This window comes from Streptomyces sp. RPT161, assembly GCF_027533845.1.
Classification (GTDB): Bacteria; Actinomycetota; Actinomycetes; order Streptomycetales; family Streptomycetaceae; genus Streptantibioticus_A; species Streptantibioticus_A silvisoli_A.
Genome location: NZ_JAPZVN010000020.1, coordinates 59,917 through 80,094, shown reverse-complemented (window position 1 = coordinate 80,094; position 20,178 = coordinate 59,917). Strand labels below are relative to the sequence as shown.

At 71.0% G+C, this 20,178-nt stretch carries 22 protein-coding genes; 7 read left to right on the top strand and 15 right to left on the bottom strand.

The features are described from left to right. Nucleotides 1-43: 43 nt before the first annotated feature. From O5O46_RS28485 to O5O46_RS28470, 4 genes are all read right to left on the bottom strand, one after another. Entirely contained in the window at nucleotides 44-448 is a 405-nt protein-coding gene (locus tag O5O46_RS28485; RefSeq protein WP_269858477.1) for a PPOX class F420-dependent oxidoreductase, read from the bottom strand. 126 nt (nucleotides 449-574) lie between these two features. Further along, nucleotides 575-1,069 (bottom strand): 2-C-methyl-D-erythritol 2,4-cyclodiphosphate synthase, encoded by a 495-nt coding sequence (gene ispF, locus O5O46_RS28480; RefSeq protein ID WP_269858476.1) that lies wholly within the window; start codon nucleotides 1,067-1,069, stop codon nucleotides 575-577. Continuing rightward, on the bottom strand, nucleotides 1,059-1,823 hold the full coding sequence (ispD, locus tag O5O46_RS28475; RefSeq protein ID WP_269858516.1) for a 2-C-methyl-D-erythritol 4-phosphate cytidylyltransferase: 765 nt from the start codon (nucleotides 1,821-1,823) through the stop codon (nucleotides 1,059-1,061). Before ispD ends, ispF begins: the two co-directional genes overlap by 11 nt. A gap of 306 nt (nucleotides 1,824-2,129) precedes the next feature. Beyond that, the gene (locus tag O5O46_RS28470; protein ID WP_222975880.1) at nucleotides 2,130-2,612 is read right to left on the bottom strand and encodes a CarD family transcriptional regulator; all 483 of its coding nucleotides are present in this window, start codon (nucleotides 2,610-2,612) and stop codon (nucleotides 2,130-2,132) included. A gap of 771 nt (nucleotides 2,613-3,383) precedes the next feature. Here O5O46_RS28470 and O5O46_RS28465 point away from each other — a divergent pair. Continuing rightward, entirely contained in the window at nucleotides 3,384-4,034 is a 651-nt protein-coding gene (locus tag O5O46_RS28465) for a hypothetical protein (protein ID WP_269858475.1), read from the top strand. 73 nt (nucleotides 4,035-4,107) lie between these two features. On the opposite strand, the gene O5O46_RS28460 is transcribed toward O5O46_RS28465, so the two are convergent. Further along, on the bottom strand, nucleotides 4,108-4,788 hold the full coding sequence (locus O5O46_RS28460; RefSeq protein ID WP_269858474.1) for a response regulator transcription factor: 681 nt from the start codon (nucleotides 4,786-4,788) through the stop codon (nucleotides 4,108-4,110). After that, nucleotides 4,785-6,092 carry a sensor histidine kinase gene (locus O5O46_RS28455; protein WP_269858473.1) on the bottom strand — a complete coding sequence of 436 codons (1,308 nt, stop codon included), beginning with the start codon at nucleotides 6,090-6,092 and terminating at the stop codon, nucleotides 4,785-4,787. The genes O5O46_RS28460 and O5O46_RS28455 overlap by 4 nt, the downstream gene beginning before the upstream one ends. A 194-nt stretch (nucleotides 6,093-6,286) precedes the next feature. Here O5O46_RS28455 and phoU point away from each other — a divergent pair, with 194 nt between their 5' ends. Beyond that, on the top strand, nucleotides 6,287-6,970 hold the full coding sequence (phoU, locus tag O5O46_RS28450) for a phosphate signaling complex protein PhoU (protein ID WP_269858472.1): 684 nt from the start codon (nucleotides 6,287-6,289) through the stop codon (nucleotides 6,968-6,970). 314 nt (nucleotides 6,971-7,284) lie between these two features. Here the strand turns inward: phoU and O5O46_RS28445 are convergent, their stop codons facing one another. The 3 genes from O5O46_RS28445 to mshA all read right to left on the bottom strand — a co-directional run bounded on the left by O5O46_RS28445 (nucleotide 7,285) and on the right by mshA (nucleotide 9,908). Continuing rightward, nucleotides 7,285-8,046 carry a phosphoglyceromutase gene (locus O5O46_RS28445; protein WP_269858471.1) on the bottom strand — a complete coding sequence of 254 codons (762 nt, stop codon included), beginning with the start codon at nucleotides 8,044-8,046 and terminating at the stop codon, nucleotides 7,285-7,287. Nucleotides 8,047-8,107: 61 nt separating this feature from the next. Further along, on the bottom strand, nucleotides 8,108-8,608 hold the full coding sequence (locus O5O46_RS28440) for a YbjN domain-containing protein (protein WP_269858470.1): 501 nt from the start codon (nucleotides 8,606-8,608) through the stop codon (nucleotides 8,108-8,110). 22 nt (nucleotides 8,609-8,630) lie between these two features. Then, nucleotides 8,631-9,908, bottom strand: coding sequence for a D-inositol-3-phosphate glycosyltransferase (mshA, locus tag O5O46_RS28435; protein ID WP_269858515.1), 1,278 nt, complete (start codon nucleotides 9,906-9,908; stop codon nucleotides 8,631-8,633). A 264-nt stretch (nucleotides 9,909-10,172) separates the two neighbouring features. Here mshA and O5O46_RS28430 point away from each other — a divergent pair, with 264 nt between their 5' ends. The 3 genes from O5O46_RS28430 (at nucleotide 10,173) to O5O46_RS28420 (ending at nucleotide 13,759) form a co-directional block, all read left to right on the top strand. Continuing rightward, the gene (locus tag O5O46_RS28430; RefSeq protein WP_269858469.1) at nucleotides 10,173-10,982 is read left to right on the top strand and encodes a class I SAM-dependent methyltransferase; all 810 of its coding nucleotides are present in this window, start codon (nucleotides 10,173-10,175) and stop codon (nucleotides 10,980-10,982) included. 83 nt (nucleotides 10,983-11,065) lie between these two features. Continuing rightward, nucleotides 11,066-12,100: a C40 family peptidase gene (locus tag O5O46_RS28425; RefSeq protein ID WP_269858468.1), complete on the top strand. Its 1,035-nt coding sequence runs from the start codon at nucleotides 11,066-11,068 to the stop codon at nucleotides 12,098-12,100. A 330-nt stretch (nucleotides 12,101-12,430) separates the two neighbouring features. Next, nucleotides 12,431-13,759: a PP2C family protein-serine/threonine phosphatase gene (locus O5O46_RS28420; protein WP_269858467.1), complete on the top strand. Its 1,329-nt coding sequence runs from the start codon at nucleotides 12,431-12,433 to the stop codon at nucleotides 13,757-13,759. 111 nt (nucleotides 13,760-13,870) lie between these two features. Here O5O46_RS28420 and O5O46_RS28415 read toward each other — a convergent pair whose 3' ends face one another. The 6 genes from O5O46_RS28415 to O5O46_RS28390 form a co-directional block, all read right to left on the bottom strand. Then, the gene (locus O5O46_RS28415) at nucleotides 13,871-14,203 is read right to left on the bottom strand and encodes a DUF2516 family protein (protein WP_269858466.1); all 333 of its coding nucleotides are present in this window, start codon (nucleotides 14,201-14,203) and stop codon (nucleotides 13,871-13,873) included. Between the two features lie 117 nt (nucleotides 14,204-14,320). Next, nucleotides 14,321-14,869: a hypothetical protein gene (locus O5O46_RS28410; protein WP_269858465.1), complete on the bottom strand. Its 549-nt coding sequence runs from the start codon at nucleotides 14,867-14,869 to the stop codon at nucleotides 14,321-14,323. 57 nt (nucleotides 14,870-14,926) lie between these two features. Beyond that, complete coding sequence (locus tag O5O46_RS28405) at nucleotides 14,927-15,502, bottom strand: helix-turn-helix domain-containing protein (protein ID WP_269858464.1); 576 nt, start codon at nucleotides 15,500-15,502, stop codon at nucleotides 14,927-14,929. 204 nt (nucleotides 15,503-15,706) lie between these two features. Further along, a complete protein-coding gene (locus tag O5O46_RS28400) occupies nucleotides 15,707-16,327 on the bottom strand; it encodes an RraA family protein (protein ID WP_269858463.1) in 621 nt (206 codons plus the stop codon). 321 nt (nucleotides 16,328-16,648) lie between these two features. Continuing rightward, a complete protein-coding gene (locus O5O46_RS28395) occupies nucleotides 16,649-17,311 on the bottom strand; it encodes a class I SAM-dependent DNA methyltransferase (RefSeq protein WP_269858462.1) in 663 nt (220 codons plus the stop codon). Nucleotides 17,312-17,360: 49 nt separating this feature from the next. Then, complete coding sequence (locus O5O46_RS28390; protein ID WP_269858461.1) at nucleotides 17,361-17,987, bottom strand: TetR/AcrR family transcriptional regulator; 627 nt, start codon at nucleotides 17,985-17,987, stop codon at nucleotides 17,361-17,363. A gap of 210 nt (nucleotides 17,988-18,197) precedes the next feature. On the opposite strand from O5O46_RS28390, the gene O5O46_RS28385 reads away from it, so the two are divergent. Beyond that, nucleotides 18,198-19,412: an FAD-dependent monooxygenase gene (locus tag O5O46_RS28385; protein ID WP_269858460.1), complete on the top strand. Its 1,215-nt coding sequence runs from the start codon at nucleotides 18,198-18,200 to the stop codon at nucleotides 19,410-19,412. A 62-nt stretch (nucleotides 19,413-19,474) separates the two neighbouring features. Next, nucleotides 19,475-20,164 (top strand): alpha/beta fold hydrolase, encoded by a 690-nt coding sequence (locus O5O46_RS28380; protein WP_269858459.1) that lies wholly within the window; start codon nucleotides 19,475-19,477, stop codon nucleotides 20,162-20,164. Nucleotides 20,165-20,178 lie beyond the last annotated feature (14 nt).

Genomic DNA, 20,178 nt, shown 5'->3' with positions numbered 1-20,178 from the left:
CGTGTTTTCCGCCGTACCGAAATGTGTGAACGCGCCCGGCGGCTCAGATGCTTCCCACGACCTTGCGCGGCGTAATGCGGACCACGACCCGCTGGGCGTCATTCACGGACGCCGGGTTGAACTCGGCGTACGGCTTGCCGGTGTACTTGCGGGAGAGTTCCTCGATCAGTTCCGGTCCGCCCTCGGTGGTCAGCATGGCCTCGCCGCGGATCTCGGCGTACGTGTACGGCGCGTCGGAGGGCTGCACGAGGACGGTCACGCGGGGGTCGCGCCGCATGTTCTTCTCCTTGCGGCGGCCGATGGTCGTCGAGATCAGCACGTCGTCTCCGTCGCGCTTGCACCACACCGGGGAGAGCTGCGGGCTGCCGTCCGGCTGGATGGTGGCGAGGACGACGAAGACCGGGCTGTCGAGGAGCTTCTTCAGGTCGTCGGAGAGTGCGGCTGCCATGGCGGTCCCCTTCGGGCGTGGTACGTCGGGCCGTTGTGTACGTACCCCGGCATACCGGGACGAAGTGGTACGACACGTACGATCCACCGTGTTCCACACCCGTACGGACGCAACACTGACGGGGCGTCAGGCGCGGGGCAGCACCAGGGCGGTGGCGATGGCGGCCAGGCCCTCGGCGCGGCCGGTCAGGCCGAGGCCGTCGGTCGTGGTGCCGCTGACGGAGACCGGGGCGCCGATCGCCTCGGACAGCGTGCGCTGCGCCTCGTCACGCCGCTTGCCGATCTTCGGTCGGACGCCGATCACCTGGATGGCGACGTTGCCGATCTCGTAGCCCGCCGCGCGGACGATCCGCGCCGCCTCGGCCAGCAGCGCCACCCCGGAGGCACCGGCCCACTCCGGGCGGTCGGTGCCGAAGTGCGCGCCGAGGTCGCCGACCCCGGCAGCCGAGAACAGCGCGTCACAGGCGGCGTGTGCGGCCACGTCGGCGTCGGAGTGACCGGCCAGGCCGTAGGGCTCGCCGTCCCAGCGCAGCCCGCCGACCCACAGCTCGCGCCCCTCCTCGAAGGCGTGCACATCGGTGCCGACGCCGATGCGCGGGATCACCGGAACGTCAGAAGGCATCGCTGGCCCTCCGTCGGGCGAGCACCGCTTCGGCGAGCACCAGGTCAAGCGGCCTGGTGATCTTGAAGGCCTCCTCGTGGCCCGGCACGACCACGACCTCGACGCCGAGCCGCTCGACCATGCCGGCGTCGTCGGTTGCGCCGTCGCCGTTGGACGCGATCTTCTCGTGCGCCTCGGCGAGCACATCGCGACGGAACCCCTGCGGTGTCTGCACCGCGCGCAGCCGGGCCCGCTCGGGCGTGCCCACCACCGGTTCCGGGCCGCCGCCGGGCTCGGGGACGACCTCCTTGACGGTGTCGGCCAGCGGCAGCGCGGGCACCACGGCGGGGGCTCCGGCGCGCACCGCGGCGGCCACCGCGTCCACCGTCTCGACCGGCACCAGCGGGCGGGCGGCGTCGTGCACCAGGACGACGTCCACGTCGCCGGGAAGGGCGGCCAGTCCCAGGCGCACCGAGTCCTGGCGGGTGTCGCCACCCGCGACGACCTTTATCTCCTTGGACTCGGGCAGGCCGTGGGTGTCCAGCAGGCCGCGCACCTCGGCCACGCCGTCCGCCGGGGCGACCACCACGACCAGGGAGACCTCGCGGGCGCGGATGAGCGCCCGTACGGCGTGCACCAGGATCGGGATGCCGCCGAGGGTGCGCAGCGCCTTGGGCGCGCCGGGGCCGAGCCGGACGCCTCGTCCGGCGGCGGGGATGACGGCCGCGACCGCTCGCGGCGCGGGCGGGGTCGCGGGCAGCGGGGTGGGAGTCAGGTTTGCGTCCTTGGCCGAGTTGGGTATCGCCTCAACGTGCCGGGCACGGTGTCACCGCGGACCCCTTCCGTGAAGCCGCAGTGGCACACCCCCGCCGACGCGGGGCAGGCTGCCCGGGCCCGGCACGCACGGCGCGCGCAGCGGCGCGTCGTACGTACGCGCTCAGCATGCCAGATGTCGGTGTACGCCATACGCCCGGATCCCGGGCCGCGGCGGACCTGACAAACATGCCGCAGCGCCCGGCTACGAGACCGGGCACCGCGGCAGACTGGGTGTCCCAGGGGTTGCCCCCCGGACCCCCAGGCGTCAGGACGCGAGAACTTCGTCGAGGAGCGCTTCGGCCTTGTCCTCGTTGGTGTTCTCGGCCAGCGCGAGTTCGCTGACGAGGATCTGGCGGGCCTTGGCGAGCATGCGCTTCTCGCCGGCCGACAGCCCACGCTCCCGCTCACGACGCCACAGGTCGCGCACGACCTCAGCGACCTTGATGACATCGCCGGAGGCGAGCTTCTCCAGATTTGCCTTATAGCGACGGGACCAGTTGGTCGGCTCTTCGGTGTACGGCGCGCGCAGCACCTCGAAGACCCGATCCAGCCCGTCCTGACCGACCACGTCGCGTACGCCGACGAACTCCGCATTGTCCGCGGGCACACGTACCGTCAAGTCGCCCTGGGCGACCTTGAGCACCAAGTAGGTCTTGTCCACGCCTTTGATCTGGCGAGTTTCGATGGCCTCGATCAGCGCGGCCCCGTGATGGGGATAGACCACGGTGTCGCCAACCTTGAACGTCATGTGACAGGTACCCCTTCCGTGGCTATCCAGGGTAACACGGGAACGGCCTCATCTGAATGGCGTTTTCGCAGGTCAGGGCATATCTCAGGGCTTGACAAGTGCGACCGGATCGTGCTGGAGGGAACGGTTCTGGGCAGGTATCCGCAGGTCGGAGCGGCTGTACGGGCGAGTCGAAACGCGCACGTTACACGCCTGGAAGCTCCGATCGAGGGGCGTTTCGTCCCGCTTTGCCACCCACTCATGAGTGCACTTCCGCTACTCCGTTCGGAGATCGGACACCGAACCACGGACCGGTTCGGGCCGTTCCCGGCCCCCTTCACACCTTCCACACCACCCTCCCCGCACGAAATGGCGAATTAGCGCTCCCGGGGGTGATCCACATTTGGACAGATTCCGATAACCGGTCTAGTGGTACAGCCGACAGAATTGATCTTCGGATTGATCTTCAGCTGCCGGACAAGCGCTGGACATCCGCCGGACAAGCACCGCAATCACCCCTTGGGAATCAGCGAACGCAATCCGTTCACGGGCCGCTGGGGGACCGCCGCGCGGCTCCTCCCGGGGCGGTCCCACGGGCGGCCGTTCAACCGCCGCGTGGGTGAGGCGGGGCCGCGAAGGGGTGGCCGGGTGCGGCACCGCATCGGCGGCTCGGTAACCTAAGCGCGCTGGAAGATCCTTAGTGCGGCTTTACACGGCGCCACCGGGCACCGCGACGGCCGCCGAAGCCCGCCGCCGTAACTCGTCCAAGTCGTCCAAGGAGATGCCGCCGCCGTGAGCCGCAGCCTTCGACGCGGCGCTGTCGCCGCCGTTCTCGCTCTCTCCCTCGCCCCGTTCGCCGCCGCCTGCGGGGCCGGTAGCGACTCGCAGACCCTCGAGGTCAAGCCGGATTCCGTCGCCACGTCCGTGGGCAACATCAAGATCCAGAACGCCTACATCATCACCGAGCCGAACGGTACGGGACCTGCCACGGTCACCGCCCGCGTCTTCAACAACGGCAGCAGCCCGGAGCAGCTCACCGGGATCACCGTCGAGGGCGCCGCGCAGCAGGTGAAGCTGACCGGCACGGACGGCAAGACCGGTCCGATCAACATCCCGGCGAACGGCTCGGTCACGCTCGGCGGCAGCGGCAACCCGACCGCCATGCTGTCCAGCAGCCAGGGCATCACCCCCGGCAACTTCCAGAGCACCGTCTTCAACTTCAGCAGCACCGGCCAGGTGAGCCTCGCCCCGCAGGTCACCCCGGCCACGCACTACTTCCAGCCGTTCGGCCCGGGCGTCGAGGCGACCCCGTCGACCCCCGCCTCCGGCGCGCCCTCGGCCCACCCGTCCGGCTCGGCCTCGACGAAGCCGGGCGCCTCGGGCAAGCCGGGCACGCCGGGTGAGTCCGGCGCGCCGAGCGCTTCCGCGTCGGCCCTGCGCTGAACCCGCGCACAGATACGCGGAAGGGGCGCCCGGATCACTCCGGGCGCCCCTTCCGCGTATCGGCCGCCGTGGTCTACGGCTCGAACTTGTAGCCGAGGCCGCGGACCGTCACCAGGTAGCGCGGCGCGCCAGGGTCCGGCTCGATCTTGGCCCGCAGCCGCTTGACGTGCACATCCAGGGTCTTGGTGTCCCCGACATAGTCGGCGCCCCAGACCCGGTCGATGAGCTGCATCCGGGTCAGCACCCGGCCCGCGTTGCGCAGCAACATCTCCAGCAGGTCGAACTCCTTGAGCGGCAGGTCCACCTTGCCGCCGGAGACCGTGACGACGTGCCGGTCGACGTCCATCCTGACCGGCCCTGCCTCCAGGGCCGCCGGGGCGACCTCCTCCGGCTCGCCCTGGCGGCGCAGCACGGCGCGGATCCTGGCGACCAGCTCGCGCGAGGAGAACGGCTTGGTCACGTAGTCGTCGGCTCCTATCTCCAGCCCGACGACCTTGTCGATCTCGCTGTCCTTGGCGGTGACCATGATCACCGGGACGTTCGACCTGTTGCGCAGCTGGCGGCAGACCTCGGTGCCGGGCAGACCGGGCAGCATCAGGTCGAGCAGCACCAGGTCGGCGCCGTTGCGTTCGAACTCCTCAAGGCCGTCCGGCCCGGTGGCCGCGACCGCCACCTCGAAGCCTTCCTTGCGGAGCATGTACGACAGTGCGTCGCTGAACGATTCCTCGTCCTCGACAACGAGCACTCGGGTCACGGAAGGACCTCCGGAGCAGGATGGGGGGTTGCATGGGTCGGGGTTGGGGTGGTGGTCGCGTACGGCTCGCCAGGCGGTACGCGATGCCCGGCACCGTCGTCGGGCGCGTCGGCGTCCGATGTGCCCGCGGCGTCGTCGCGGCGGTCGGAGGGTCGGGCGCTCCCGGCCTCCGGCAGCCTGAGGGTGAACGTGGAGCCCTGTCCCTCGGCGCTCCACACGGTGACCTCCCCGCCGTGCGAGGCGGCCACGTGCTTGACGATCGACAGGCCGAGGCCGGTGCCTCCGGTGGCGCGCGAGCGCGCCGGGTCGACGCGGTAGAACCGCTCGAAGATCCGCTCCCGGTCGGCCTGAGAGATGCCCATGCCCTGGTCGGTCACGGAGATCTCGATCAGATCGCCGCCCGGTGCCGGGACCCGGCGTCCGGCGATGCCGACGCGGGTACGCGCCGGGCTGTAGTTGACCGCGTTCTCGACCAGGTTGCCGAGCGCGGCGGCGAGCTGGCCGCGGTGTCCCCACACGTACAGGTCGGGGGCGCCCACGGTGGCCATGGTGATCTGCTTGGTGTTGGCCGGGTGGCGGCAGCGGTCGATGGCCTCGGCGACCAGGTCGTCCACCGCGACCGGCTCGGCGTCCTCCAGCGGGTCGTCGTTCTGCACCCGCGACAGGTCGATGATCTCCTGGACCAGGCTGGTCAACCGGGTGGCCTCGACCTGCATCCGGCCCGCGAAGCGGTTGACCGCCTCCGGGTCGTCGGCCGCGTCCATCACGGCCTCGGAGAGCAGGGAGAGCGCGCCCACCGGGGTCTTCAGCTCATGGCTGACGTTGGCGACGAAGTCCCGTCGCACCGCCTCGATCCTGCGGGCCTCGGTCAGGTCCTCGACCAGCAGCAGCACCAGCCGGGAGCCGAGCGGCGCCACCCGGGCGGAGACCGCCAGGGGCTCGCCGCGCCCGCTGCGGCGCGGCAGGTCCAGCTCGACCTGCCGTATCTCGCCGTCCCGCCGGGTCTCCCTGGCCATCTGGAGCATCCGGTCGACGGCCAGCCGGCCGCCCCTGACCAGCCCCAGCGCGTACGCGGCCGAGCTGGCCTTGACGACCGTGTCGCCCTCGTCCAGCACCACCGCGGAGGAGCGGAGCACGGACAGCACGGTGTCCACACCGGGCGGCAGCACCGCCTCGGTGTGCAGCGAGGTACGGGTCGGACGCGCCTGCTCGCGCTCGCTCCAGCGGAAGGCCAGCACGGCGGCGGCACCGGTACACACACCGCCGATCGCACTGGCTGCGGCGATTGCCGCGTTCACGTCCATGTCGTCAAGACTAGGCGGGTGGAATGACTGGTCCACAGCCTTCCGGGGATGGACTCGAACACTCGTTGCCAAGAGTTCACCGTGGTGTCGGGATCGGTTCACTCTGGGTGCCCGGCCGGGACGCGTGTACGAAGCACCGTGGGTGGCCGAGACTCGTACCGCCATACGGGCGCGGCTGCAAGAGAGGAAAACTGATGCGGGACGCCTACCACGAGGAGCTGGACTCGATCGGCGACGGCCTGGTCGAGATGGCCCGGCTCGTCGGCTCTGCGATCGGGCGGGCCACCACCGCGCTGCTGGACGCGGACCTCAAGCTCGCCGAGAACGTGATCGCCTCCGACGAGCGGGTGGACGATCTCCAGCGCGAACTGGAGAACCGGGCCATCGACCTGCTCGCCCGGCAGCAGCCGGTCGCCACCGACCTGCGGATCGTCGTGACGTCCCTGCGGATGAGCGCCGACCTGGAGCGCTCCGGGGACCTCGCCCGGCACGTCGCCAAGCTGGCCCGGCTGCGCTACCCGCAGTCCGCGGTGCCGCGCGACCTGCACAGCACGGTGCTGGAGATGGGCCAGCTCGCGCAGCGGCTGATGGCGAAGGCGGCCGAGGTGATCGTCTCGAAGGACGTGGACGCCGCCCTGCAGCTGGAGGCGGACGACGACCGCATGGACGAGCTGCACCGCACCCTCTTCCAGCACCTGCTGGACGACCGCTGGCAGCACGGCATCGAGACGGCCGTCGACGTGACGCTGTGCGGTCGGTACTACGAGCGCTTCGCCGACCACGCGGTGTCGGTGGCGAACCGGGTCGTCTACCTGGTGACCGGTGAGCACGCGGACGAGCTGACCTCGTCGCAGTCCTCCGCCACGGACGGCTCCTGACCCGGCAGCGCGAGGGCGCGGACGGCGCGTCGGAAACTTGCGCCACGCGCCCTTGATGCGCCGGGGGGTGCGAGCGTTCACTGAGCGCCAGCACGTGTGTTTGGCACGTAGCTCGGGCTCCACACCAAGGAGGGTGTTGATGAGTGGATGCGCTTGCGGTCCCGGTTGCAGCTGCGGATGCCAGTCGGGCGGCCCGTGCCAGTGCGGAGGGTCCTGCGGCTGACGCAGGAAGAAGACGAACCCATTGACGGAGTCGGCCCCAGCCGGATGGCTGGGGCCGACTCCACTGCGGCCCAACTCACTTGGGCACGGGGCTACTTCTTCTTGCCCTGGTTCTTGACCGCCTCGATGGCGGCCTTGGCGGCCTCCGGGTCGAGGTAGGTGCCGCCGGGGGTGATCGGGCGGAAGTCGGCGTCCAGTTCGTAGGCGAGCGGGATGCCGGTGGGGATGTTCAGGCCCGCGATGTCGGCGTCGGAGATGCCGTCGAGGTGCTTGACCAGGGCGCGCAGCGAGTTGCCGTGCGCGGCGACCAGCACGGTGCGCCCGGCGATCAGGTCCGGCACGATGGCGTCGTACCAGTACGGCAGCATGCGGGCGACGACGTCCTTGAGGCACTCGGTGCGCGGGCGCAGCTCGCTCGGGATGGACGCGTAGCGCGGGTCGTCGCTCTGCGAGAACTCGGAGCCGTCCTCAAGCGGCGGCGGAGGGGTGTCGTAGGAGCGGCGCCAGAGCATGAACTGCTCCTCGCCGAACTCCGCCAGCGTCTGCGCCTTGTCCTTGCCCTGTAGGGCGCCGTAGTGGCGCTCGTTCAGACGCCAGGAGCGGTGCACCGGGATCCAGTGCCGGTCGCTGGCCTCCAGCGCGAGGTTCGCGGTGCGGATGGCGCGCTTCTGCACGGAGGTGTGTACGACGTCGGGGAGCAGGCCGGCGTCCTTCAGCAGCTCACCGCCGCGGACCGCCTCCTTCTCGCCCTTCTCGGTGAGGTTCACGTCCACCCAGCCGGTGAACAGGTTCTTCGCGTTCCACTCGCTCTCGCCGTGGCGGAGCAAGATCAGCTTGTACGGAGCAGCAGCCATGGATGTGAGCCTAATCGAAATCCGCTGGTGCCCTGCCCGCGCGGGGTGCGCCGGGCCGGCCCTACACGTCCCGCGTCAGATGGGTGAACGCCTCCAGGTTGCGGGTGGACTCACCGCGGGCGGTACGCCATGCGTACTCCCTGCGGATCGCTGACGCGAAGCCCAGCTCCAGCAGGGTGTTGAAGCTGCCGTCCGCGTTCTCCACCACCGCGCCCAGCAGTTGGTCGACCTGCTCCGCCGTCACCGCGGCCAGCGGCAGCCGGCCGACCAGGTAGACGTCGCCGAGCCGGTCGATCGCGTAACTCACCCCGTACATACGGGTGTTGCGCTCCAGAAGCCAGCGGTAGAACACCTCGTGGTTCTCGTCGGGACGGCGTACCACGAACGCGTTCACGGAGAGCGTGTGGCGGCCGACCACCAGCGAGCAGGTGGTCGACAGCTTGCGCGTGCCGGGCAGTTGCACGACGTACGTGCCCGAGGCGCCGTCCGGCGTGTCCCATTCGAGCCCGGCGTCCTTCAGCGCCTGCTCCAAGGTCGCGCGGGCTGCGTCGTGCTCGCTCATGTACTGATCGTAGGCGACCCGCCTACACCTTGCGGCGTCGGGCGGTCGCGCCCGCGTAGACGTCGGCGGTCGCCGCGGCGGAGGCGTCCCAGCCGAAGGCGCGGGCGTGGTGTGCGGCGGCGGCGCCCAGTTCGTCGGTGAGCCGCGGCTGGTCGACGAAGCGGCGCAGCAGCCGCGCGTAGTCGGCCGGATCGTGTCCGGAGACGAGGAAGCCGCTGCGCCCGTCGTGCACCGCCACCGGCAGGCCGCCGACCGCCGCCGCTATCACCGGCGTGCCGCACGCCTGGGCCTCGATCGCGACCAGTCCGAAGGACTCGCTGTACGAGGGCATGACCAGCACGTTCGCCGACCGGTACCAGTCGGCCAGCCGGTCCTGGTCGACCGGCGGCTGGAACCGTACGACATCGGCGACGCCGAGCCGGGCGGCCAGCTTGTGCAGCCGCTCCGGCTTGGCGAGGCCGCTGCCGCTGGGGCCGCCGACCACCGGGACCACCAGGCGCTCGCGCAGCGAGGGGTCCTCGTCCAGTAGTACGGCGACCGCGCGGACCAGCACGTCGGGGGCCTTGAGCGGCTGTATCCGCCCGGCGAACAGCGGAATCACCGCATCCGGCGGCAGGCCCAGCCGGGCGCGGGCGGCAGCCCGGCCGTCCGCCGGGCGGAAGCGGTCGAGGTTCACGCCCGGGTGGACGACGGCGACCTTCTCGCGGGCGGCGCCGTAGTGCCGGACGAGTTCCTCGGCTTCCTCTTCGGTGTTGGCGATCAGCCGGTCGGCCGCCGCCACTATCTGGGTCTCCCCGATCACCCGGGCCGCGGGCTCGGGGGTGTCGCCCTTGGCGAGCGCGGCGTTCTTCACCTTGGCCATGGTGTGCATGGCGTGCACCAGGGGTACGCCCCAGCGCTGGGCGGCGAGCCAGCCGACGTGGCCGGAGAGCCAGTAGTGCGAGTGGACCAGGTCGTAGTAGCCGGGCCGCTGTGAGGCCTCCGCCTGCATCACGCCGTGGGTGAAGGCGCACAGCTGGGCGGGCAGTTCCTCCTTGGCCAGCCCCTCGTACGGTCCGGCGTCGACGTGCCGTACCAGGACGCCGGGCGCCAGCTCGACGACCGGCGGCAGGCCGCCGGTCGTGGCGCGAGTGAAGACCTCGACCTCTATACCCAACTCGGCGAGGCGTCTGGCCAGCTCCACGATGTAGACGTTCATACCGCCCGCGTCGCCGGTGCCGGGCTGGTGGAGCGGGGAGGTGTGGACGCTGAGCATCGCTATCCGGCGCGGGGTTCCCGCACGGCGCAGCCGTCGTGGCATGTGCGCTCGGGCACGCAGACGTTGCGCGCCCAGCCGGGGCGCGTGGGCCACCTGGTGGTTCACCGTACGGTGCCTCCCTCGGTCCTCTTGCGTCTGTCGTGTAACGGCGGCGGCGGGGCGGGCATTTCCGCTTTGCCAAGTCGTTATCCGCACGGAGGGCGGCGTGGCTGAAGTGGCGTCGCCCGACGGCTGGCGGCGGCGGTGCGGGAGCGGCCAATTACCCTGAATCGTCAGCCCGCCACGCCCCCGTACCCGAAGGCCCCCATGAACCCCATCGGCACCGTCACCCGGGGGACCACCAACCCGAACCGCCTGCGCCGCATGGACCGCTGGATAGCCGCCACCTTCGGCGCGGCCCTGCGCCGGAGCGGGGATCCGGTGGTCGTCGACCTGGGCTACGGCGCCGCGCCCTGGACCGCCGTCGAACTGCTCACCAGGCTGCGTACGGTGCGTACGGACACCGAGGTCGTGGGTATCGAGATAGATCCGGCGCGGGTGACCGCCGCCGCGCCCTACGCCCGGGAGGGGCTGCGCTTCGTCCGGGGCGGCTTCGAGGTCCCGCTTCCCGCCGGGCGGCGTCCGACGCTGATACGGGCGGCGAACGTGCTGCGGCAGTACGGCGAGGCCGAGGTCGCCGCGGTCTGGGCGCGGCTGTGCGATCGGCTGGCGCCGGGCGGGCTGCTGGTCGAGGGGACGTGCGACGAGATAGGCCGCCGCCATGTGTGGGTGGCGCTCGGCCCGGAGGGGCCGCGCACGGTGACGTTCGCCACCCGGCTGGGTTCGCTGGAGTGGCCGTCCGATCTGGCCGAGCGGCTGCCGAAGGCGTTGATACACCGCAATGTGCCGGGCGAGCCGGTGCACGCGTTCCTCACCGAGTTCGACCGGGCCTGGGCGGCCGCCGCGCCCTTCGGCGCGCTGGGCGCCCGGCAGCGCTGGATCCGCTCCGTCCAGGCGCTGCGGACCGCGGGCTGGCCCCTCACCGACGGCCCGGCGCGCTGGCGGCAGGGCGAGGTGACCGTCCGCTGGGACGCGTTGGCCCCGGCGCGGCCCTTCGTTCCGGCCCAGCGCGGCTGACCTCCGCACGCATCTGTCGCATTGCGCCCCCCTGTGGCACCATCCGCACCGAGGTGACGGTTCGTCAGATTCGAGGTGGCCTCATGCGGTTGCGGGCGGCGGCGGTGGCGTCCACGGTACTGGCGTGCGCGGCGGGCCTGCTCGCCGTACCGGGCGACGCGCAGGCGGCGAAGCAGAAGTCAGTGGCCGAGGTGCGGGCCGAAGTCGACCGGCTGTACCGGCAGGCGGAGACCGCCACCCAGTCGTACGACGCGGTCACCGAGCAGATCGACCAACAGCAGCGGGACCTGGTCACACTGGCCCGCGCCGTCGTCGCCGCGCAGTCGAAGGAGGACCGGCTGACCCAGCGCCTGGGCGCGTTGGCCAGGGCCCAGTACCGCAGCGGCGGCGGCCTGCCGCTCGCCGCGCAGTTCCTGCTCTCCACCGATCCCGCGTCGTTCCTGAACGACGCGGGCCTCGCCGAGAAGGGCGCACAGGCCGCCACGACCGCGCTGAGCCAGCTGCGAACGACCAAGGACGCACTGGAGGGTTACGCGAGCGCCGCCACCAGGGGCTGGGAGAGCCTGACCGCCGAGCAGGCCAGGAAGGCCGCCGCGAAACAGCAGGTCGAGCGGAGACTGGCGCAGGCCCAGGCGCTGCTCGGCACTCTCGCGGCACAACAGCGGGCACGGCTGAGGCAGTTGGACGACGAGTCCGCCTACCGGTCGCAGGCCGACTGGCTGAAGAACGGCGTCGGCGCCAAGCTCGGCGGCGCCGCGGGCACGGCCAGCGCCCTCGGCGCACGGGCGGTGGCGTTCGCGTCCGCCCAGCTCGGCAAGGCGTACGAATGGGGTGCGCAGGGGCCGTCCACATACGACTGCTCGGGCCTGACGGAGATGGCCTGGGCGGCGGCGGGGGTGGCGATCCCGCGCACCTCGCAGGAACAGTGGGCCCGGCTGCCGCACATCCCGCTGGACCAGCTTCGCCCCGGCGACCTCGTCATCTACTACTCCGACGCCAGCCATGTGGCGATCTACGTAGGCGACGGCGCGATCATCCAGGCCCCGCGGCCCGGCCGAACGATAGACATCACGGGCGCGGGCTCCATGCCGATACTCGGCGCCGTAAGGCCAGGCTGACCCTGCCGACCCCGCTTGTACCGCTGACCCCACCCGTCCCAACCGACGCGCGCCCGGCCTCAGCCCAAAGCCTCAACCCACAGGTGAGCGCGCCCGCGTTGGCGCGTGATGTATCTCATGCCCAGATCCCCCCGCGCCCCCCGAAATCCGCTCCCCACCTCTGTATATGCCAACGGCGAATCCCTCACACGCCCTCCCGCCGGGCCTGCCCTGCCGCTATGGTCGCCTGGCAGTGCCCAGCATCCGGCCGCCCCACATGGTCCGGACCTGGGACGGCGGCGCCTCCCCACAGCGTCCGCCACACCCTCGGGGGAGGGAAGGAAGCAAGCCATGTCCGCCACCGGCCGGTCCACCGACCGGCAGCCCGACCAGCGCCCCGGCTGGACGCCCGACCAGCGTCCCGCGGGAACGGCCGCGATGCTCCCGCGCCAGCGGGTGACCGAGCCGGTACCCGTGGAGCGTCCGGGCGAGCCGGTGCGGTCGCAGCAGCCGTTCACCCTGCTCGTCGTCGGTGACGATCCCACCGGAAGCCTGGCCGCGGCCGATCTGCTGGACGCCGCGGGGCACCCGGTCCGCATCCGCCGCGCCCGCAACCTCACCGAGGCCGCGCGGCTGCTCACCGATGACGTGAGCTGCATCCTGCTCGACCTGGACATCGAACTGGTCCCCGACCACCCCAAGGCCGGTGGCCTCACCGCGCTGCGCGAGGTACTGCGGATGGCCCCCACCACCGCCGTGCTCGCGCTGGCGGCCGGCGAGGAGGACGCCGAGCTGGCCGCGGAGGCGGTACGCGTCGGCGCGCAGGACTACCTGTTCCGTGACGAGTTCGACGCGTCGCTGCTCAACCGCGCGATGCGCTACGCCGTCGAGCGCAAGCGCGCCGACCTCGCCCAGCGGCAGCTCACCGAGACCCGGCTGCTGGCGCAGGAGAACACCCGGCTGGAACGCGGTCTGCTGCCCACCCCCCTGCTGGACGGGGCCGACGACCTGCGGTTCGCCGCGCGCTACCGGCCGGGCCGCAGCCGTGCGTTGCTCGGCGGGGACTTCTACGACGTCGTCCGCACCCCCGACGGCACCGTGCACGCGATGATCGGCGACGTCTGCGGGCACGGCCCGGACGAGGCGGCCCTCGGTGTCGAGCTGCGCATCGCCTGGCGCGCGCTGACGCTGGCCGGGCTGAGCGGCGACGAGTTGCTGGGCACCCTCCAGGAAGTGCTGGAGTACGAGCGCCCGCACGACGAGATGTTCGCGACGCTGTGCACGATCGACATCGCGCCCGACGGCCAACGGGCCGGACTGTGCCTGGCCGGTCATCCTTCGCCCCTGCTGGTCCGCAGCGGGCGACCGGTCGAGCTGCTGCCCTACGAGCACGGCGGACCGGCGCTCGGTCTGCTGGAGCGGGCCGAGTGGAAACGCCTCACGGTGGAGTTGGGCGAGGCGTGGAGCCTGATGCTCTACACCGACGGGCTGATCGAGGGGCGGATCGGCGAGGGCACCGCCCGGCTCGGCACGGACGGGATGATCGAGCTGGTCGACCGCCACCGGCGCGCCGGACTGCGCGGTGAGGAACTGCTGGACTCGGCGATGGACGAGGCCAGGGAACTCAACGGCGGCGAACTGACGGACGACGTCGCGGTGGTGCTGCTCGACCGCGGTTGACGCGACGGCCGTGGTCGATGTGGCGGCCACGGTCGATGCGACGGCGTCCGGCGGTCATCGTGCGGACCACGCCCACGGGGAACGCGGCGGTTGGCGCGGGCCAGCCTGCGCTCAGCGGCGGAACGGTCCGTAGGGCCCGTCGCTGCTGCTTCCGCGACCGCCGCCGCCACGCCCCGACACCTCCTTGAGCGCCGGGCGTACGTCGACCATGTACACGATCGTGGCGACGAGCCCGATCAGCGGCAGGATCGACAGGATCGGGAAAAGTCCCATCACCACGGCCGCGATGCCGAGGATGATCAGCCAGAACGGCTTGGTGTGCTTGTCAGCAGCCCGGTACGCGTCCTCCCGGTGGATCGCCGCGTTGATGAACGCGACGACGGTGAACACCAGAAGGCCGGTCGAGACCCAGCTGAAGATCGTGTTGAACCCTTGGATCAGCATTCCGTCCACCGCCTTGTCGTCCCCCGACGGTCCCCTTCGCCGCCACGGTACCCGTACAACGGGCCGGGCACGGCGTACGTGCCCGGCCCGTTGTCACACCCTTGTCACCGCGGCGCGTCACTCACCCGGCTTGCCCTGCGCGGTCTTGCGCGGCGTGGTCTTCTTCGCGGCGGGCTTGCGGGACGCGGCGGCGGACCGCTCCTCGGCGTCGTGCTTGGGCTCCGGCTCCGGCTCGAGGGCCACGGCCAAGTCCTCGGTGCTCTCGGCGGCCTGGCCGCGCCAGGTCCTGACCGCGCCACGGCCGCGGTCGACCAGGCCGTTGTAGGTCTCCCCCGCCTTGACGGCGGCCTCGGCCGCCCAGCCGACCTGGCGCAGCGCGAAGTCCTGCGCGGAGTCGGAGAGCTTCTTCAGGTCCAGCTCGACGGTGCCGAGCCGCTCGCTGAGCTTCGCCTGGACCTCCTTGGCCTGGCGGGACACCCGCTCCTGGACGATCTTGGGGTCCGTGGCGCGCACCTTGTTGATCCGCTCCGGCGCCTCCTCGCGCAACTTGTCCAGAAGCGGCGGCACTTCGCCCAGCTTCTCGGCGGCGAGGTCGACGGCGCCGGCGACGGCGTAGAGAGGGGCCGGGTCGGTCAGTACCTTGCGGACGTTTTCGGTGGTCACCATGAGGGTCCTCCGTACGGGGTGGTGGCGTGTTCGTGGTCTTCGTTCGTGGGCGCCCGATCAGGCTCCGGCGGCGAGGTCGCCATCACCGCCGGGCTTGTCCTGATTGTGCTGCTTATCCTTCGCCGGTACGGACTTCAGCGCACGCGTCCGCGCGGCGACGGTCTCCGCGACGGCGTCGGCGACCCTGGTGGCCGCCTTCTTCGCGGCGGCCTTCTTGGCGGCGGTCCGTGCTGCCGCCGCCTTCTTGGCCTGGGCGGCCTTGGCGGCGTCGACCGCAGGACCGTCCGCGACACCGTTCTCCTTGCGGAACGACTCGTAGATCTGCAGCAGCACCTGCTTCTGCTTCTCGTTGATCGTCGGGTCGGTGAGGATCGCGGTGCGCACCTCGATACCGTTCTGGTCGCGCTCGTCGAGGATCCCGGCCTGCACGTACAGCGTCTCGGCAGAGATCTGCAGCGCCTTGGCGATCTGCTGAAGGATGTCGGCGCTCGGCTTGCGCAGCCCGCGCTCGATCTGACTGAGGTACGGGTTCGACACCCCGGCGGCCTCGGCCAGTTGACGCAACGACAACTGAGCACTGCGCCGCTGCTCGCGCAGATACTCACCGAGGTTCCCGACATTCAGTGACGCCATGACACGACCGTGCCACACCGCCGCTAACTTTTGCAAGCACTCCGCTTGCAAAAGTGTCGTTTCAGCCGTGTGACACGACGCGCCCTGAGCACGAAGGTGGTCGAGCGGACCACCGCAGCGCTCGCCGCGACCGCGACCGCGGCCACGGCCGCCCTGCAGGCGGAGTTCGGCACCTGTTCGGCCGCCGAGGCCGAGCGGTCCGTGTCAGTCCTCGAAGCCCTTGTCGCAGAGGATCCTGTTGATGCGGGCGCGGTGTGCCGCCTCCCAGGCGTCGAGGGATTCGGCGGCCTCCTTGGCCAGCCTGGCCTCGGCGGCGAGCCGTACCTCCTCCTGGCGGCCATGGGGAACGACCACGACACCCTCCTCGTCGGCCACCACGACGTCCCCGGCGTTCACGTCCACACCGCCGCAGCGCACCCGGACGTTGAGCGGCCGGGCCTCCGTCTTGGCGCCCGGGATGGGGATGACGCCCCTGGCGAAGACGGGAAAGCCCATCGCGCGCACCTCGGCGAGGTCACGGATCACCCCATCGGCCACGAACGCCGCGACACCCCGGCGCTGAGCGATGGCGCAAACGTTTCCCCCGGCGAGCGCGTAGTCCAGGTCGCCGGATTCGACGACGATCACCGAGCCGGGCTGTGCGCGGTGAACGGCCGCGTGCAGCATGAGGTTGTCACCGGGCGGGCACCGCACGGTGAACGCCGGACCGGCGACTCGCGGGGAGGGCCACAGCGGGCGGATGCCGCAGTCCATGACCTGCTCGCGACCCAGGATGTCGGCAAGGGTGGTCGGGGGAACGTTGTCGAATCCGGTGACGTCACTCATGTTCTTCCTTCGTCCGGGCGCCCCGCGGGACAGGGCTGCCAGCTTCTTCGACGGGCCGAGAACCCGGCGCGACATCACGGGGGCGGGCCGTCAGCGGCGAAGCGCCAACCAACTCACGCCTGATTTCTCCCTCGTGGCCGGGCCATGACGCGCTCGCGGCAAGCGTAGTGCGCGACGATCAACGGGGCCGGGGCAAACCGGGTCCGTCGCCCGGGCGTTGGCGTGCTCGCACCTCGTCACGGCAGCGCCCAGATGATCTGTCCCCAAGTCCAGCCTGTCGGCTGGACGTTATGCGCCGAACGACAGCGACAGCCCCACCCCTCACTTCACCGGCTTGCGGGCCAGCACGAAGGCCTGCGGGGTACGTTCCGGGAACTCGCCCTCCTCGTCGCGCTCGCGCCGCAGTCTGGCACGCAGGGTCAGCCCGGCCTGGCCCAGCAGTTCGGCGACGTGGTCCGGCTGGCGCCGGTGGAAGTCCAGCGAGACGGCGTTCCCGAACGCTTCCGCCAGGTGCAACGGCTCCTCGCCCACCTGGAAGGCGAGCAGTAGGTGACCGCCCGGCGCCAGCACCCGTCGGAACTCGGCGAACACCTCCGGCAGCCGTTCCTCCGGTATGTGGATGATGGAGTACCAGGCCATGAGCCCGCCCAGTGAGCCGTCCGGCAGGTCCAGGTCGAGCATCGATCCCACCTCGAACCGCAGGTCGGGATGTGTCCGCCGGGCCACCTCGACCATCCCCGGTGACAGGTCGACGCCGAAGACGGGCACCCCCAGGCCGCTGAGATGGGTCGTCACGCGGCCGGTGCCGCAGCCGATGTCGGCGACCGGTCCGAGATCGGCGACCCGGACGAGTTCGGCGAACCCGGCGAGCATCGCCCGCTCCACCGGCTTGGCCGCCAGTTCGTCGCCGAAGCGCTCGGCGTATCCGGCTGCCATGGTGTCGTAGGACGCGCGGGTGTCGCGCAGGAAGCCTGGCTCGGTCATGGCCGAGCACCCTACTGCGCGCGGAGACTGGCCGCTCGGGCTGGCCGTCTCACTCGGGCGGCGCCTGCCACTCACCCCCTTCGGGCCCCAGCTGCGATTCGAGCCTGTCCGCCAACTCCCTCAGACCGGCGACCACTTCGTGGCCGGTCGGGGCGTGCGCCGGATCGGTGAGCCACTGCATCATGACACCGGAGAGCAGGGCCATCTGGACCGAGCCCAGGGTGCGCGCGTCGGTCTCGTTGATCGCCGACTCGTCAACTCCCCTTATCCAGGCCGCCATCCCACGGCGGCCCTCCTGCTGACCGTGCGCCAGCCCGGCGCGCACCTCTGGGGCGTGCTCGGCCTGTAGCAGCGCCTCGATGCTGGCGAGCCACAACTGGCGCCGCTCGGCGAGCGAGTCGACCATCGCGGTCCACGTCGCCGTGTAGCGCTCCACAGGAGTGGCCGCGGGGTCGACGGATTCGGCCAGGGCTCCTCTGACCTCGGCGCCCCACTCGTCCATCCCCTCGATCAGCGCCGCGTTCAGCAGCGCTTCGCGGGAGCCGAAGTGGTAGCCGATGGCGGCCATGCTGACGCCACCGGCGGCGGCGGTGATGTCGCGGACGGTGGTGCGCGCATACCCCTTCTCCCACAGGCAGCGCTTGGCCCCGGCGAGCAGATCTTCACGGTTTCCCATGTCAGAAGCGTATCGAAGGGGTAGGACAGGTGCCCTACACGATCGTTTTATACAAACGTCTTGCACGCTTGCCCAACGCGGGCGTATGGTCGTTCCACAGCCCGTCAGACGGCAGGATCCGGCAACCGGCGGCTGAGGAACGACGGCTGAGGAACGACGGCGGTCAACGGCGGCCGCCGACCGACGACATGTGGACCTGGGGGGATTCCCATGAAGACCGTGCTGATCTCCGGCGGCAGCATCGCCGGACCCGCGCTCGCCCATCAGCTGGGCCGGTACGGATTCCGCACCACGCTGGTCGAAAAGGCACCGGCGCTACGCGAGGGCGGCCAGGCGGTGGACTTCCGCGGCACCGCGCATCTGACCGTGCTGGAACGCATGGGGATACTGGACGAGATCCGGCGGTTGCAGACGCAGATGGGCGCCGTGGCCGTCGTCAACGGGGACGGCAAGCAGGTCTCCAGCCTGCCGTCGGAAATCATGAGCGGAGACATGGAGATCGCCCGCGGCGATCTGAGCCGGGTGTTCTACGAGGCCACCAAGGACCGTACCGAGTACGTCTTCGGCGACTCGATCAGTTCGCTCAGCGAGCACGCCGACGGGGTGGACGTCACCTTCGAGCGCTCCGCACCCCGCACCTTCGACCTGGTCGTCGGCGCGGACGGCGCGCACTCGGGCGTGCGTCGGCTGGCCTTCGGGCCGGAGTCCGATTTCCGTCGCGACCTGGGCGTGTGCTCCGCGGTCTTCACCGTGCCGAACCAGTTCGGACTGGACCACCGCGCCCTGATGTACAGCACCCCGGGCAAGGGCGCCTACGTCTACAGCAAGCGGAACACCGCCGAGGCCACCGCCGCTCTCTTCTTCGCGTCACGGCGGCTGGAGTACGACCACCGGGACGCCGAGCAGCACAAGGACATCGTCACCGGCGTCTTCGCGAACGAGGGCTGGCAGGTGCCGTGGCTGTTGCGGGCCATGCGGGATGCACCGGACTTCTACTTCGACCGCGCCAGCCAGATCCACATCGACCGGTACTCCACCGGACGCGTGGTGCTGCTCGGCGACGCGGGCTACGCCGGTGGGCCGGGCGCCATGGGCACCGGACTCGCGGTGGTCGGCGCGTATGTCCTGGCGGGCGAGTTGGCGGCGGCGCCCGATGACCATCGAACCGCCTTCGCGCGGTACGAGGAGCAGATACGCCCGTACGCCGCGGTGTGCCAGAAGCAGGCCGAAGGCATGGACCGGTTCCTGGTGCCCGGAACACGGTCCCAGATATGGACGCGCAACCTGATGTGGAAGGCGCTGCCCTATCTGCCGTGGAAGGGGATCATCAACAAGCTCACCACGAAGGCCGCCAACGCGATCTCGCTCAAGGAGTACGTGAAGGAAGGGGAGTTGGGGCAGCGCCTCGTCTCCGTCAACGGCTGACAGGCCGTCATCGCCCGTCGTGCGGTATGGCTGGCGTGGCGCGCACACGGTAGCTTCGCAGGATGGAGCTGCGGCTGATCGACACCGGTGACGTCCGGTTGGCCTGCCGGGTGTCGGGGGATCCCGACGGGCCGCCCGTGGTGCTGCTGCACGCACTGGGCGAAACCAGCACGGACTGGGACGCGGTCGCGGAGGAGTTCGCGGCACGCTGGCGGGTCTACGTACCGGACCTGCGCGGACACGGACGCAGCGACTGGCCGGGCAGATACTCGTTCGACCTGATGCGCGACGACGTGTTGGCGCTGCTGAACGCGCTCCGGCTGGACCGGGTGACGCTGCTCGGGCACTCGATGGGCGGGGTCGTGGCCCATCTGTTCGCCCAGGCGCACCCGGAACGGGTGGAGCGGCTGGTGCTGGAGGAGGTTCCGGCACCGTACCCGCGGGACCACAAGGAAGCCGAACGACCGGACGGGGAGCTGGATTTCGACTGGGAGGTGGTGGCCGCGCTGCACGCGGAACTCGCCGCGCCACCGGAGCAGTGGCGCACCGGGCTCGCGGGGATCACCGCGCCGACGCTGGTGATCGCTGGCGGATCGCGCAGCCACATACCGCAGGACCAGCTCGCCCAGATGGCCCGGCTGATCCCCGGCGGCAGGCTGCTGACCATTCCGAGCGGGCACCTGGTGCACGCCGAGCGCCCGGAGGACTTCACGGCGGCGGTGCTCGGGTTCCTGCCGGGCGGCCGACGCTGAACCCACGCCCAGCG